The following is a 14,767-nucleotide window of genomic DNA, read 5'->3' as shown; positions in this document are numbered from 1 at the left end:
GCTCGACACAACTCACCTAACTATCTAGGCAAACGATCGAGAAATTTCAAAGCCTCTTCAGGAGCAAATCGAATTTGGTCAACAACAGCCATATCCTTTTTATCGATATGATAGGGGTATTACTCTAAGCAAACTTGATGGTTAAGTCTCCGACCAACAAATCAACTTTAGTTGAATCAGGATTTAAAGCACTATCTGATCCGCTCCGGCTCCAGATCATTGAACTGTTGAGAGAGCAGGAACTGTGTGTCTGTGATCTGTGCGATCGCTTAAATGTTCAGCAGTCAAAACTTTCGTTTCATCTCAGGGCGCTGAAAGATGCTGAATTGCTGAGGTCACGGCAACAGGGAAAGTGGGTTTACTACAGCTTGAATCTGCCGCAGTTTGCTGTACTAGAACAGTACCTTTCGGACTTCCGGCGCTTCAGTCCGATGCTACCATCAAGGGTCTGTTCCGATGCTGAATCTAGCAATTAAGTTTGATGAAACCGTTAGACAACGTATTCTACATTACTTGATTAAATCAAAAATATTTGATTTGATGTAAGCATAGCGTCTTCACAGGAGACATTGTAGCTATGTTTACACCTGCTCCACATCGACCCGTTGCACAAGGGAAAATATTCCACAAAAGCCGTTGCGTAGTTACCTTTGGTCTGTTGCTCGCAACCGTTGGCTGTTCTGCTTCAGTTGAATCCCCGCAGTCTGAGCTGATCGATCCGTCATCTTCATTGACCACGATTATGATTGACGGATCCAGTACGGTCTATCCCATTTCAGATGAAGTGGCGCAGGAATATCAATTTGAAAAAGCGGAGGCTGCACCCCCAATCAGCGTGGCTTTTTCCGGTACAACGGGTGGATTCAGAAAGTTTTGTGCGGGAGAAATTGATATCACTGGTGCGTCTCGGCCAATTACCCAAGATGAGATGACTACGTGCAAGGACGCGGGCGTGGAATATATCGAGTTGCCTGTTGCCTTTGATGCATTAACGGTCGTCGTTCATCAAGATAACGATTGGGCTGAGGACATCACCGTTGATGAGTTGAAAATGCTGTGGGAGCCAGCGGCAGAAGGGCAGATTACCCGCTGGAATCAAATTCGCTCAGACTGGCCGGATGAGCCAATTAATTTATATGGTGCAGGACAAGATTCAGGGACGTTTGACTACTTCACTGAAGCAATTATGGGAGAGTCCGGTGCGAGTCGCATGGACTATACTGCCAGCGAAGACGATACCGAGTTGGTTAGGGGCGTTCGCACCGATCCAAACAGTCTGGGCTATTTTGGCTATGCCTATTACGAAGAGAGCCAAACGGCTTTGAAGGCACTGAGTATTGATAGTGGGAATGGGCCAGTGTTGCCGTCAGATGAAACGGTAAGCAGTGGTGACTATCAGCCGTTGACCCGTCCGCTGTTTATCTACGTCAGTGTTGATGCATTAGAGCAAAAGCCTGAACTAGAGGCATTTGTTGACTATTACCTCACCAATGCTCGCTATTTGGTGCCAATTGTGGGGTATACCGCGCTGCCAGAAGAAGCCCATGCGATCGCACATGATCACCTCAAGAATCGCAAGGTCGGCACTGTATTTGAGGGTGAGGCTCGCTTCGATCTAACGATTGAAGAACTGCTCAAGCGAGAAGCCGAATTTTAAGACACGGCAATACAGGTCAATCGCCCATTCAAAATTAAGAGGTTGTATGACACGAGTTGCGATTAACGGATTTGGCCGGATTGGTCGCTTGCTGATGCGGGCGGCCTGGGACTGGCCCGAACTGGATTTTGTCCACATCAACGAGGTCAAAGGAGGAACTGCTGCCGCCGCTCACCTGCTCAAGTTTGATTCTGTGCATGGCCGCTGGGCACCGGACGTCGAAGCAGCGGGCGAAGACCGGATTCTCATCAATGGTCAACCGATCAGCTTTAGTGAGTACTCAGTTCCTGGTGATGTACCTTGGGATGAGCTAGGAGTCGATATTGTATTGGAATCTTCCGGCAAGTTCCGCACGACTGAGCTACTCGATCCCTACTTCAAACGCGGCGTTAAAAAGGTAATTGTGGCCGCTCCGGTGAAGCAAGGGGCACTCAACATTGTCTACGGCATTAATGATCACCTCTACAATCCTTCAGAACATCACCTGTTAACCGCTGCATCCTGCACCACGAACTGTCTCGCTCCAGTCGTGAAGGTAATTCATGAAGGACTGGGGATTAAGAACCTATCCGAAAACCGATGTTGTTCGAGAGATGAGTGCTTAAGGTGAAGGTGTCGCCATAGGAGCAGTCCCAGATGTCTACCGTGACGCCTCCTCGTTCAACCGTCGAAATTGACCCTCGTTATCGGGTGCCCGATGAGCTGTGGGAGCGCCTGCATCCTCTGATTCCAGAGGAGCCACCCAAGCCTAAGGGAGGCCGCCCTCGCATGGATGATCGCCAAGCCTTAGATGCGATCTTTTACATCCTTTGCACCGGCTGTCAGTGGAATGCGTTGCCTCGGTGTTTAGGGGCCTCCAGTACGGTGCATGACCGCTTTCAAGAGTGGCAAACCAACGGCACGTTTGCTCGCTTTTGGCAGGCGGGATTGATGGAGTATGCCCGCACTCAAGGAGTGGACTGGCATTGGCAATCGATGGATGGTGCGATGGTCAAAGCACCACTGGGGGGAAAAAAAGACAGGCCCCAACCCGACTGACCGTGGCAAGTTGGGCACCAAGCGCTCGGTTTTAACCGATGGCAACGGCATCCCACTGGCCTTTGTGCTCGCACCCGCTAATCGGCATGACATGAAACTTGTTGAGGTAACTTTAGAGGCTCAACCGCTGGTGCCACCGGATGTGGAGGACGAGGAATCAAGACATCTCTGTCTGGATCGCGGCTACGACTATCACCCGGTGCGCCAGATTCTCAAGCAGTGGGGCTATCAAGGGCATATTCCGCCTCAAAACGAGGGTGACCTAGTGATTCACGACATTCCCAACTATCGGGCCAGACGGTGGGTGGTCGAACGGACTCATTCGTGGATGAATCGGTTTCGCCGTCTGTTGATCCGCTGGGAGAAGAAGCCCGAAAACTATCTGGCGTTCTTACAACTTGCCAGTGCGGTCATCACATTTCGCTCATCTGAGGTTTTCGGATAGGCTCTAAGCATGGCGTGATTACAACCATCCACGACAACACCAATACTCAAACGATTGTGGATACGCCGCACAAGGATTTACGGCGGGCACGAGCAACCAGTTTGTCCTTGATTCCGACGACAACCGGATCGGCAACCGCGATTGGCCTGATTTATCCAGAGTTGAACGGCAAGCTGAACGGGTTGGCGGTGCGGGTGCCGCTACTCAATGCCTCACTGACCGACTGTGTGTTTGAAGTTGAGCGCTCTACCACTGTTGAAGAGGTGAATCAGCTCCTGCGAACCGCTTCTGAGGGAGAGCTGAAGGGCATTCTCGGCTATGAAGAGCGTCCCCTCGTCTCGATTGACTACAAAGATGATCCTCGTTCGTCCATTATTGACGCCCTTTCCACGATGGTGGTGGACGGCACTCAGGTGAAAATTCTGGCCTGGTATGACAACGAGTGGGGCTATGCCAATCGGATGGCGGAATTGGCGCGTAAGGTCGCGGTTTCGTTGGCGTAATCATTGATCCGGCGTGCAATTGTTCACATCATCCGATCAACCTATGGAATCCTCTACCACATTTGATAAAGCTGGGGTTCGCAACTACGCTCTTGTGACAGCCGCTTACTGGGGGTTTACCCTCACTGACGGGGCGCTGCGGATGCTGGTGCTGCTCTACTTCTATACGATTGGCTACTCGCCCTTTGAAGTGGCGATGCTGTTTCTGTTTTACGAGATTTTTGGCATTGTCACGAACCTGTTCGGCGGCTGGATTGGCTCGCAGTTTGGTGTAAAACTCACCCTGTACGGCGGCATTGCGCTGCAAATTGGCGCATTGCTGCTGATGACTCCTGTGAATGAAACTTGGGCGCTGACGCTGGCAATTCCCTATGTGATGGCAGCGCAGGCGCTATCAGGTATTGCCAAAGACTTAACTAAGATGAGTTCTAAAAGTGCCATCCGCCTAGTGATTCCGCAAGATGCTCAGTCATCGCTGTTTAAGTGGGTCGCTATCCTGACTGGATCAAAGAATGCCCTGAAGGGGGTCGGCTTTTTTATTGGCAGCGTTTTGCTGGCGGCATTTGGCTATGTGAATGCGCTGCTGATCATGGCCGGGGGGCTTTTTCTGGTGCTGCTGTCGAGTCGATGGCTGCCGTCCGGCATGGGCAAGATTAAGGCCAAGGTGAAGTTTCGCCAGCTTTTTTCCAAAAGTCGAGAGATCAACATTCTCTCTGCCGCTCGATTCTTCCTATTTGGAGCCAGAGATGTTTGGTTTGTCGTCGGTCTGCCCGTCTTTCTCTACAGCGAGCTGAACTGGACGTTTGAACAGGTGGGCGGCTTTCTGGCCATCTGGGTGATTGGCTACGGTATCGTACAGTCCCTAGCCCCGACAATTCTCAAACGCTGGGGATCTGGCCAACCACCAACCGCTAAGACCATTCGCTTCTGGACTGGATTTTTAACGGCGATGCCTGTTGCGATCGCACTTGCCTTGCAAACGGGTCGTCCGCCTGGACAAACCATTGTGATTGGCCTGATGGCGTTTGGCATTGTGTTTGCGTTTAACTCAGCGGTGCATTCTTATCTGGTGTTGGCCTTCACGGAAGACGATAAGGTAGCGCTGAATGTGGGCTTTTACTACATGGCAAATTCGGGCGGACGATTAGCCGGAACGGTGTTGTCGGGTCTGATCTTCCAATTCTTTGGCCTAGTGGGCTGTCTGTGGACATCAGCACTGTTTGTGCTGCTGGCGGAACTAATTACGTTGAAGCTACCCAACCCCAGAGCCGGACGAGACATTGCCTGGAAATCGGGTGGTGGTGACTGATCCCGTCGTGAACATCGGTGCAGGGGAGCAAGGGAGCTAATTTGTTGTCGCAGTTTAGAGAATCGGTGGACGTATGACAAAAGAGTATCGGAATGTGCAATCCAAAGCCGTGCAGGCTGGCGGACAACTGAGCGTCTTTGAACGATATCTAACTGTTTGGGTCATCCTGTGCATTCTGATTGGGATTGCGCTGGGGCGCGCGTTTCCTAATCTCGCCGAGGCTCTGGATTCCATGAGCATCTATCAGGTGTCTGTGCCGATTGCCGTCTGCCTCTTTTTCATGATGTATCCCATCATGGTCAAGATTGATTTTTCTCAGGCCAAGCAAGCGGCCCAAACGCCCAGACCCGTGATGTTGACGCTGGTGGTGAATTGGCTGATCAAGCCGTTTACGATGGTGGCCTTTGCCCAGTTCTTTCTGGGTTGGCTGTTTCGTCCACTCTTGGAGAGTACCGAAATCATTCGCGGCGTTGAAGTCTCGTTAGCCAATTCCTACATTGCTGGCGCGATTCTGCTCGGCATCGCCCCCTGTACGGCAATGGTGCTGATGTGGGGCTATCTGTCCTACAGCAACCAGGGGCACACGCTGGTGATGGTGGCGATTAACTCGCTGGCGATGCTGTTTCTCTATGCGCCGCTGGGCGGCTGGTTGCTCTCGGCTAACGATCTAACGGTGCCGTGGGAAACGATTGTGCTGTCGGTGCTGGTTTATGTGGGGCTACCGCTACTCGCAGGAGCGATCTCGCGCACCTGGATTCTGCGCCATAAGGGGAAAGCCTGGTTCGATCAGGTCTTTCTCAAGTACCTGAGTCCAGTTGCGATCGCAGCTCTCCTAATCACCTTAGTCTTGCTCTTTGCCTTCAAAGGCGAACTGATCGTCAGTAATCCGCTGCACATCCTGCTGATTGCCGTTCCCCTGTTTATCCAGACCAACTTTATTTTCCTGATCACCTATGTCGCCGCCCAGAAGCTGAAGCTGGTCTATGAAGATGCTGCACCTGCTGCGCTGATTGGCGCGAGTAATCACTTTGAAGTTGCGATCGCAACGGCGGTCACACTGTTTGGCCTCAACTCCGGTGCTGCACTTGCAACCGTGGTCGGAGTGCTGATTGAAGTCCCCGTCATGCTGATGCTGGTCGAAGTCTGCAAACGAACCGCCTTTTGGTTTCCCCGTCAGCCAGAGAAGGCAACGTTGCCCGATCCTCGTTGCCTAAAATACGACACCTAACCGGGAGAGAATCATGAAACGAGTTATATGAGATTCGGTTGAAACCCCATCATTTACTTTTTATGAAATGCTTGCTTAGGAGCGTGAATTAAATAGCCTGTCAATCATTCCAGCCGTAGGGACACGGCAATGCCGTGTCCCTACCCCAAAGATTTCACTTGAATCCATCCTGGGGTACAGTAGCGCTGACCAGCTTGACGAGCGATTGAGTTGTGTCAGTTGAAGGGCGTTTTGTATCTCAAAATATACGACTCAAATCCTGGTGAAGCTCTTGTCAAGAACGGGTATCTTTTAGCAATTTCTGGGGCACCCACCATAGATAGCCAATCATGCCTGTTAGTTCTACCAAGGGTTGTAGCACTACTACCGTTACCACTACCGACCAAGTATCAGGTAGCGCTAGGGCAAAAGGCAGCACCACAAATGAATTTCGGGTGCCCAAACTGAAGGTTAACGTGCGATTCACCACTGTTTCTAGCTGAAATAGCCGTCCTATCCAGCATGATAAGTAACCGTTGATTAGCAAAAAGGCCACAAAAATGAGTACCACGCGTCCCATCCCATAGAGTGATTCCATCACTATCGCCTGTATTTGGGAGGCAGAAATTAACAGCAATGTTAATGCGAGTAGCGGAATCGGTAACCAACTGGTGACTGTTAACCAGCGTTGGCCTAGGACATGAATCTTACCCCATTGCTCGGTCAGCAATGCCAAACCCAGGGGTAGCAAAATTAAACTCACTAAAGCACCCACAAACACAGTTGGGTCAATCTGCTCCCTCAGTTGACTATCTGTAAACAACCATAGATACAAGGGCAGTAAGAGGCTTTGTGCTAAGAGCAATACAGGAGTAGAAGCAATGGCTAACGGCAAATTGCCCCGTCCCAAATAGGTAAAGGTCAAAAACCAGTCGGTACAGGGCACCAGCAACACCAAAAAAACTCCAAACTGGAGCTTTGGATCGCTGAGACACAAATTGACTAACGCCCATACCACACAGGGTACGAGGATAAAATTGCCCGTTAGCAATGCTGCCATAAAGCGACGATGGCGAAAGCACTGCCCTAGATGCATGAGTGGTACCTGGCAAAAGGTGGCATATAACAAAATGCCAAGTGTAAGCCAGATGCCATACTCTAAACCCTCTGAGAAAGCAGCAGATCGCCAACCGAGTGCACTGCCAAGTGACAACGCTACTAGGTACAACCAAATCTGGTATTGCTCTAGAGTTTGTCGCGTCATTAAAACTTCGTTTAACCTATCAGTTGCTGTGCAACGAACCCTACAATGCCGCCAGCTAATACAATCCAGGCGGAGTTGACCTTAAAGCGAAAAACCGCGATCGCAGCTAAAATCGCTAACACAATTGTCACCCAGTCCACCAAAGCGGTGCGTCCCAAGGTAAACACGACACCTGCCATCAAGCCTAGTGAGGCCGCATTGACTCCATCCAGAAAAGCGCCAAACCAGCGAGAGCGGCGCAACGCAGGCACCCAGGGATTGACAATTCCCACGAGTAAAAACGCCGGCAGAAAGATACCGACAGTGCCCGCAATCGCGCCCGCATTACCAGCTAATAAATATCCCACGAAGGTTGCCGTGGTAAACACAGGCCCAGGAGTGAACTGGCCAATTGCGATCGCATCCAGCAATTCCTGAGAGGTCAGCCAGCCCAAACGCTCCACCAGATCCCGCTGTAGAAAGGCCAGCAGCACGTAGCCACTCCCGTAGAGTACTGACCCGATTTTGAGAAAGAAGAGAAACACTTGAATCCAACTTGGTGCGGCAATTGCTGTGGCTGCTGTCGGGGTACCCGTTTGCGCCAGCGTTCCCGAAAGCGGCAGCAACAAGGCTGTAATACCTCCCTGTCGCACGTTCTTGATCAACATTACCGCCAGCCCTGCCAGTAGCAGCAGCAGAATCTCGTTCACGTTCAGAAAGTACGCCACGATCACGCCGACCGCCGCGATGGTTGTGGGTCTATCCTTAATTGCTTTTTTGCCCAACTTAAAGAGAGCCTGCAAGATGATCGCAATAATGACAGGTTTGATCCCATACAGCAGCCACTCCACCTGGGGAACAGTTTGATAGCGGGCATAAAGTGCCGCGAGAATCCAGACAATCGTCATAGCGGGCAGAATGAAACAGCTCCCCGCCACAAACAACCCTTTCCAGCCCGCTCGTTCGTAGCCAATATGAATGGCTAGCTCAGTAGAGTTTGGCCCTGGCAGCAGATTGGTGACACCAATTAAATCCAACAGTTGCTCACGGCTCATCCACTGTCGCTGCTTGACCACCTCATCATCCATCATGGCGATATGGGCGGCTGGGCCACCAAAAGCGATGCAACCCAGTCGAAAGAATACTGCCGCTAGTTCCTTCAATCGTTGCTGCTGCTGTGTCGGACTCAGCGCTAAAAAAGGTGCAGAATTCTTGTCGTCGGGTTGACTTCTCGATTCCTGAGATTCTGGAGCAGCCATAGCTTAACCGAGTAATAGCGATATAGAACAGAATTGATTAGAAACACAATATCGCATCTCGATAACGAAGAACTATAGTGCAGAATACACCACAGATAATGCTGTAAGGTACCGCTTTCCAAAAAGCGCACGCGTCAAGCTTCATCCTCAAACAGCTCACCAAATAGTTCGCGAACCTTCTCCTTCGCTTCGTCCAGCGCGGCCTTACCTTCAGCCGTCGCCTGATAGAATTTTCGGGACTGTCGCCCCGACCGTTCGTTGTAGGAAGTTAAATAACCTTTACGCTCTAACCCATGCAGGATGGGATATAGAGTACCCGGACTCAGCTTATAGCCGTGACGCTCTAATTCTTCAATGATGCCCAGGCCAAAAATTGGCTCGTGAACAGCATGGTGAAGAATATGAAGACGAATCAGCCCGGAGTACAAATCACGGTCAGCCATTGAATTTAAACAGTTGCACAAGCAGGTATCTCCTCTGGATTATATATAGGAGAACGCTGCCCTCCGGAGTGCAACCGATTTAGCGCTATTAACTTTGTACTTGCTTTGCACTTGACGGATAAACTTATTTTGAATATTGTCGAAATATGGAAATAAGAAACTCCTCCCAGTCTGCCATTGATGACATCGCCGCCGCGTTTGCTGCGTTGGGTCAACCGTCCCGATTGCGGGTTGTGCGGCTGCTGCTATCGGCTTACCCCAAAGGGTTGCCTGCCGGAGAAATTCAGAAAGAACTGGATATCTCTGCCCCAACTCTTTCGCACCACCTCGACAAACTGCGCCAAGTAGGCATCGTCTCCGCTGAAAAAGATCGGCAGTGGATTTGGTACAGCGTGCGGTCAGAAGCCCTCAAATCCCTCATTGATTTTCTATTTGAAGAGTGCTGCACCCGCAATCAGGTGATTGAAGTTGGAGAGCTAGAGGTTACTGACAGTGCGGTAGACAGCTCATCAACGGGCTGCTGTGACGAGACATAAATGAGACTAAACAAAAAAATTTCGTCTTTATTTCGATATTTTTCTAAATACCAAAGGAGAAAATCATGTCCCCCTTCAAAACCCACATCGCCTTAAAGGTTGCCGATCTGAACCGTTCGATCGCGTTTTATCAAACTCTATTCAATACCAAGCCAGTCAAGCACAAGGCTGACTACGCCAAGTTTGATCTGGATAATCCAGGATTAAACCTGACGCTCAATGTCAGCAATGACAACACCAGTCCCGGATCGCTCTCTCACTTGGGCATTCAGGTGGATAGTGTAGAGGCTGTGCAAACTGCGATCGCACGTTTCCAAGCTGCCGGACTAGCGACATTTGAAGAGAAAGATACCGAATGTTGCTATGCCCTCCAGGACAAAGTTTGGGTCACTGATCCGGATCAAAATCGCTGGGAAATTTTTGTGCTCAAAGTTGCTGATACCAGTCCTGACGTTAATTTTTCTCTGGACAATCCTCCAGCGCAGAAGCAAGGCTGCTGTGCTTAACCAATCTGGCTATTCCTGTCGGAACTGCTGTGAAACCTGCGATCGCAGTTTCAGGGTGCTTTATATTAGTTCGGAAGCTCACATCTTGCACCAAAACCCAGAAGGGTTCTCAAAGTGCAAGGTGCGAGATGTAAGGGTACAACGCAGTTAACGAGGCAGAAACTTGTACGTTGTGATTGGTGGGGCTGGCATGATGGGTTTAGAGCTAGCGAAGACGCTGCTGCACATGGGACACACCGTTGCAGTGGTGGATACAGACATCTTGGCCTGTCAGTATGCCCGTGAAAAAATTGGCGTGATGGCGTTTGAGGGCAGTGCTGTCAACACAACAACGCTGTTGGAAGCGGGAATTCGTAAAGCTGGAGCGGTGATTGCCGCCTTGCGGGAAGATGCGCTCAATTTGGCGTTGGTGACGCTCTCAAAGCACTATCAAGTGCCACAGATTGTAGTGCGAATGCGCGATCGCGATTTTGCTGAACCCTATCTGCTGGCCGGAGCCACCCACATCATCAGCACGACAGAACTGGCGATTAACCGCGTTGTCAATGCGATTGAATATCCCCAAGTCGATGCCATGATGCACTTTGAACAGGGACAAATCGAAGTCTTGAAGCTGACTATCCCGCAAGAGTGCTACATCGTGGGCCGCAGCCTGGCCGAAATTGCCCAAGATCCTCGGTTCCCTGCTGGCACGCTGATCATTGGTTATCAGGCCCATCCCCACGAAGATCTCGTCATCCCCAATGGCCGCACCTTATTGGAAAGTGGTTCCACGATTCTGGCCGTCACAAAACCGGAACTCGTTCGAAAAATGCTGGACTTTATGGGACTGTGCTCGCCCTAATTCTCCTTTTAATCATCCTTCAGCGATAGCAGCTTTTCATCCAGCGATCGCAGATATGACTGCGAGGTTTCATCGGACAATAAGCCTTGACGAACCGCATCATTGATCGCTCCTTTTTCGGCCAGATAGAGACGGCGCAGGGTGCCGTCCAGATAGCCTTGATTTTCTAGTGTATTCATGCCATCGGCGATGCGTTGGTTATAGAGATCACGCAGCTCTCGTTCGGAGGACGCAATGCGAGCCTGATAGGTGGCAAACAGTTCTTCATAGAGAGGCTTAGGCAAGCTGCCAAACTTGAGGAGATGGTGCAGTTCCGCTTGAGCCGCTTTGGCCGTAATCATATTGAGCTGTAGCATTTCCATCCGCTGCCGGATCTCGGAGGGAGTAGACAGACGTAGACGTTTGACCAGCCAGGGTAGACTCAACCCCTGACCAACGAGCGACACTAAGACGGTGCTAAACACGAGCGTGATCACATCGGAGCGACCCGGCAGCGTAAACGGCAAGCTGAGCGCCAGCGCCATTGATAACGAGCCTTTGACGTTTCCGGCAATCAACACATGCTGCCACCGTAAGGGCAGTGGCCGATCAACGGAACGCAGTAGAAAGAGCAGCGGATAAATCGAGCAAATGCGACCGATCTGATAGGCCAGGATGGCTAACAGAGCTGCCGGAACCGTTTGCAGCAGAATTTGGGGTTCCACCTCAATCCCAACCAGCAAGAAGATAAAGGTATTAACGCCAAATCCGGCATACTCCCAGAAGTTCAACAGGGTTACACGAGTTGAAGCCGAAGTGCTGCGAAAGCCTAAATTACCAATCACTAACCCTGCCACCACAACTGCGATCGCACTGGATACGCCCAACGCCTGCCCGATTTGAAACGTGCCCAACGACACCGCAACAGTCAGCAGGATGTTACTCAAAGCATCGTCCAATTGACGAAATAGCCCGACACAGAGATACCCTAACCCAACCCCCAAGGCCCCACCGCCAACAAAGGCAATCACCATCTGCTGAATCCCATCACTCAAGCTGAACGAGCCTTGCAGATGAATGGTCGTAATCAGACTGAGCAGCACCAGCGCAATACCGTCATTAAATAAGCTCTCGCCCTCCACAATCGTCGTGAGTCGCGCCGGAACTGGAACGCTTCTAAAAGCCACAATCACCGAAACGGTATCTGTAATCGTGAGAATGACGCCCACTGCTGCTGCCGTGATCCAGGCGAGAGCCAGCCAAGTTTGAAGGAGTACCGCCGTAATCACGGCTGAAAGCATCACCCCTGGCCCAGCCAAGAGTGCAATCGGTTTAATCGTGCTCCGCAGACGGCTGATATCAGTATTAATCGCCGCTTCAAAGATCAAAATCGGTAGAAATAAATTCAGAATCACATCGGGATTCAGACCGACAGATTCGGGCAGAGCCTGTTTGGTGATGGCTAATCCGGCCAGGACTAAGCCGACAACGTAGGGAATGCGCAGCCGCCGCGTCACAAGCGCAACAGCCGTCGCAACCAGCAGCAGCACAATCAGGGCACTCACCAGCCCAGTGAACCCTTCTGTTGGCAGCGGCAGGGACGGCTCTAGGGGAGAGGCGCTCGGTGTATTGGCCAACCAATTATGTGCTCTAGACAGTTGACAACAGGACGCTAAATTCAATGACATTGAGACGAGTTTTGATCCCAAATAGTTTTCAGGCTTACATTTAGAGCGAATCTTCTAGAGTGAATCTTTTAGAGTGAATCGTCTGGCTGTCGTTCCTGAATAATTCGCCCTGGACTCACAAACGACATGCCTTGCTGAGACGCACTGCTAATCATGATCGCTTCAACTATCGGCTCACTAACGGTTTCATTTGCTCGCCATTCCACAATAAAGTTCGCCCCAGATCCGCCAGAGCTGTCTTCTCTCGCAACCACAATTTCCAAAGAGGCTAAGGGCGCTAGCTGAATGGGAGTTCTTAGATACGTGCTGATCTTTGCTCCTCCAGAGTCGTAGTAGTCTAGAGTCTCAATTATGATTGGGCTGTCCAAATCGGTATTACGCAGGCTAAGAGTTGCAGTAAGTTGAAATGTCTGATTGGGGTCAGAATCGTAAATCTCTGAGTAGATCGGAACATAAACCACCTGTCCCATCACTAAATCCGGTAGCTGTTCCACTGCAATGGGAGTGACACCCGGTCGTTCTGCCAGTGACTGATTAACTGGATCAGTCGGGGCTGATCTCTCCGTCGATTTAGTCGATGAGACAGCACAAGCGGCAGACACGCTGGACAAAAGACAGCATAGGGCAATCAGAACATTTCGTTTGAGCACAAGACAGATTTTCCTTGAAAGTTGAACCGTGATTTGAGAGCTGCCATCAGACTGGGTCAGCCTAACATTGTAAGTTTTCGTAAACTCACATCTTGCACCAAAACCCAGAAGGGTTGTTTTGCCGCCGCATCGCGGCGGCAAAACAACCTCTTCGGGTTCTCAAAGTGCAAGGTGCAAGATATGAGGTAAAGGGATGTTTTGGTGTGCTTACAAAACTTTCCTGCGCTTTATTTCCGTTTCGTTACGAAAAGTTTTGTAAGATTTCTAGAGAGCGATCGCAACTGGAATCGCAGTGCGATCGCAACTCACAAACTAACCGATCCAGATAAACCCTGTTGCGAGCCCCAGCATCAAAGGTGGGGGGAGAAAAGAATGTCAACAACGCTTGATGCTAATTCCGTTTTAGAAGTTCTACGTCCTGTCCAAGATCCAGAACTGCAAAAAAGCCTGGTCGAACTCAACATGATTCGTAATGTCCAGGTTGAGGATGGGCAAGTGCGCTTCACCGTGGTGTTGACGACTCCAGCCTGTCCGCTGCGGGAATTCATTGTCGATGACTGCAAGCGAGCGGTGCGATCGCTACCGGGAGTGGAACAGATCGATGTCGAAGTCACAGCAGAAACGCCCCAGCAAAAGGCATCGCTGCCGGATCGGCAGGGAATCGACGGTGTTAAAAATATTCTCGCCATTTCGAGCGGCAAAGGTGGTGTCGGCAAAAGCACCGTGGCCGTGAACGTGGCCGTGGCGTTGGCCAAAACCGGAGCCAAAGTCGGCATGATTGACGCGGATATCTATGGGCCAAATACGCCAACCATGCTGGGTCTCGCAGATGCCCAAGTGATGGTGCGCCAGGTAGACGGCAAAGAAATTCTGGAACCCGCGTTCAATCACGGCGTCAAATTAGTTTCAATGGGCTTTTTGATTGACCCGGATCAGCCCGTGATCTGGCGTGGCCCGATGCTGAATGGCGTGATCCGCCAGTTTCTCTATCAAGCTGAGTGGGGCGATTTAGACTATCTGATTGTGGACATGCCACCAGGCACCGGAGATGCCCAGTTGACGCTGGCTCAGGCCGTACCCATGGCCGGAGCGGTGATTGTGACTACGCCGCAAAACGTGGCTCTGTCCGATGCGCGGCGTGGACTGCGGATGTTCCAGCAGATGCAGGTGCCAGTTTTGGGCATTGTGGAAAATATGAGCTACTTTATTCCGCCCGACATGCCGGATAAGCAATACGACATCTTTGGTTCCGGCGGCGGCGAAAAAACGTCCCAAGAACTGGGCATTCCTCTGCTCGGCTGTGTGCCGCTAGAACTGCCGCTGCGCGAAGGCGGCGATCGCGGTATTCCCATTGTGGTGCACAGCCCTGATTCAGCTTCGGCCAAAGCGCTGATGAGCATTGCCCAGCAGATTGCGGCACGGGTATCTGTGGCTGCCTTGACTTAAGCGGGATCTACACA

The 14,767-nt window shown here is 51.0% G+C and carries 16 protein-coding genes; 11 read left to right on the top strand and 5 right to left on the bottom strand.

What is annotated here, in order from left to right; translation table 11 throughout:
• Positions 1-137: 137 nt before the first annotated feature.
• The 7 genes from AC286M_RS13300 (at position 138) to arsB (ending at position 6,180) form a co-directional block, all read left to right on the top strand.
• Positions 138-476: an ArsR/SmtB family transcription factor gene (locus AC286M_RS13300; protein WP_488204849.1), complete on the top strand. Its 339-nt coding sequence runs from the start codon at positions 138-140 to the stop codon at positions 474-476.
• Positions 477-577: 101 nt separating this feature from the next.
• Positions 578-1,657 (top strand): PstS family phosphate ABC transporter substrate-binding protein, encoded by a 1,080-nt coding sequence (locus tag AC286M_RS13295; protein ID WP_488204848.1) that lies wholly within the window; start codon positions 578-580, stop codon positions 1,655-1,657.
• Positions 1,658-1,703: 46 nt separating this feature from the next.
• Positions 1,704-2,267: a glyceraldehyde 3-phosphate dehydrogenase NAD-binding domain-containing protein gene (locus AC286M_RS13290; RefSeq protein ID WP_488204847.1), complete on the top strand. Its 564-nt coding sequence runs from the start codon at positions 1,704-1,706 to the stop codon at positions 2,265-2,267.
• A gap of 26 nt (positions 2,268-2,293) precedes the next feature.
• A protein-coding gene (locus AC286M_RS13285; RefSeq protein WP_488203451.1) for an IS5 family transposase occupies positions 2,294-3,140 on the top strand; the annotation gives its coding sequence in 2 pieces (ribosomal slippage) (positions 2,294-2,668 and positions 2,670-3,140; 846 coding nt in all).
• Complete coding sequence (locus tag AC286M_RS13280; RefSeq protein ID WP_488208832.1) at positions 3,137-3,643, top strand: hypothetical protein; 507 nt, start codon at positions 3,137-3,139, stop codon at positions 3,641-3,643. The genes AC286M_RS13285 and AC286M_RS13280 overlap by 4 nt, the downstream gene beginning before the upstream one ends.
• Before the next feature lie 43 nt (positions 3,644-3,686).
• Positions 3,687-4,952, top strand: a complete 1,266-nt coding sequence (arsJ, locus tag AC286M_RS13275) for an organoarsenical effux MFS transporter ArsJ (protein ID WP_488204846.1) — start codon at positions 3,687-3,689, stop codon at positions 4,950-4,952.
• Positions 4,953-5,025: 73 nt separating this feature from the next.
• Complete coding sequence (gene arsB, locus AC286M_RS13270) at positions 5,026-6,180, top strand: ACR3 family arsenite efflux transporter (RefSeq protein WP_488204845.1); 1,155 nt, start codon at positions 5,026-5,028, stop codon at positions 6,178-6,180.
• Positions 6,181-6,454: 274 nt separating this feature from the next.
• On the opposite strand, the gene AC286M_RS13265 is transcribed toward arsB, so the two are convergent.
• The 3 genes from AC286M_RS13265 to AC286M_RS13255 all read right to left on the bottom strand — a co-directional run bounded on the left by AC286M_RS13265 (position 6,455) and on the right by AC286M_RS13255 (position 9,104).
• Positions 6,455-7,423, bottom strand: coding sequence for a bile acid:sodium symporter family protein (locus tag AC286M_RS13265; RefSeq protein WP_488204844.1), 969 nt, complete (start codon positions 7,421-7,423; stop codon positions 6,455-6,457).
• 11 nt (positions 7,424-7,434) lie between these two features.
• The gene (locus tag AC286M_RS13260; RefSeq protein ID WP_488204843.1) at positions 7,435-8,661 is read right to left on the bottom strand and encodes a chromate transporter; all 1,227 of its coding nucleotides are present in this window, start codon (positions 8,659-8,661) and stop codon (positions 7,435-7,437) included.
• Positions 8,662-8,795: 134 nt separating this feature from the next.
• Positions 8,796-9,104: a PadR family transcriptional regulator gene (locus AC286M_RS13255; protein ID WP_488204842.1), complete on the bottom strand. Its 309-nt coding sequence runs from the start codon at positions 9,102-9,104 to the stop codon at positions 8,796-8,798.
• Between the two features lie 146 nt (positions 9,105-9,250).
• Here AC286M_RS13255 and AC286M_RS13250 point away from each other — a divergent pair, with 146 nt between their 5' ends.
• The 3 genes from AC286M_RS13250 (at position 9,251) to AC286M_RS13240 (ending at position 10,990) form a co-directional block, all read left to right on the top strand.
• Positions 9,251-9,640 carry an ArsR/SmtB family transcription factor gene (locus AC286M_RS13250; protein ID WP_488204841.1) on the top strand — a complete coding sequence of 130 codons (390 nt, stop codon included), beginning with the start codon at positions 9,251-9,253 and terminating at the stop codon, positions 9,638-9,640.
• 65 nt (positions 9,641-9,705) lie between these two features.
• Positions 9,706-10,146, top strand: coding sequence for an ArsI/CadI family heavy metal resistance metalloenzyme (locus tag AC286M_RS13245; RefSeq protein ID WP_488204840.1), 441 nt, complete (start codon positions 9,706-9,708; stop codon positions 10,144-10,146).
• A gap of 172 nt (positions 10,147-10,318) precedes the next feature.
• The gene (locus tag AC286M_RS13240; protein WP_488208831.1) at positions 10,319-10,990 is read left to right on the top strand and encodes a potassium channel family protein; all 672 of its coding nucleotides are present in this window, start codon (positions 10,319-10,321) and stop codon (positions 10,988-10,990) included.
• 8 nt (positions 10,991-10,998) lie between these two features.
• On the opposite strand, the gene AC286M_RS13235 is transcribed toward AC286M_RS13240, so the two are convergent.
• Both AC286M_RS13235 and AC286M_RS13230 read right to left on the bottom strand, forming a co-directional pair.
• Positions 10,999-12,606, bottom strand: coding sequence for a cation:proton antiporter (locus tag AC286M_RS13235; protein WP_488204839.1), 1,608 nt, complete (start codon positions 12,604-12,606; stop codon positions 10,999-11,001).
• Positions 12,607-12,725: 119 nt separating this feature from the next.
• The gene (locus tag AC286M_RS13230; RefSeq protein WP_488204838.1) at positions 12,726-13,307 is read right to left on the bottom strand and encodes a DUF3124 domain-containing protein; all 582 of its coding nucleotides are present in this window, start codon (positions 13,305-13,307) and stop codon (positions 12,726-12,728) included.
• A 372-nt stretch (positions 13,308-13,679) separates the two neighbouring features.
• On the opposite strand from AC286M_RS13230, the gene AC286M_RS13225 reads away from it, so the two are divergent.
• Positions 13,680-14,753 (top strand): Mrp/NBP35 family ATP-binding protein, encoded by a 1,074-nt coding sequence (locus tag AC286M_RS13225; RefSeq protein WP_488204837.1) that lies wholly within the window; start codon positions 13,680-13,682, stop codon positions 14,751-14,753.
• Positions 14,754-14,767 lie beyond the last annotated feature (14 nt).

The organism is Thainema salinarum CENA647, assembly GCF_057732415.1.
Note: the sequence above shows the minus strand (reverse complement) of the source record. Positions and strands in the feature narration are given on the sequence as shown.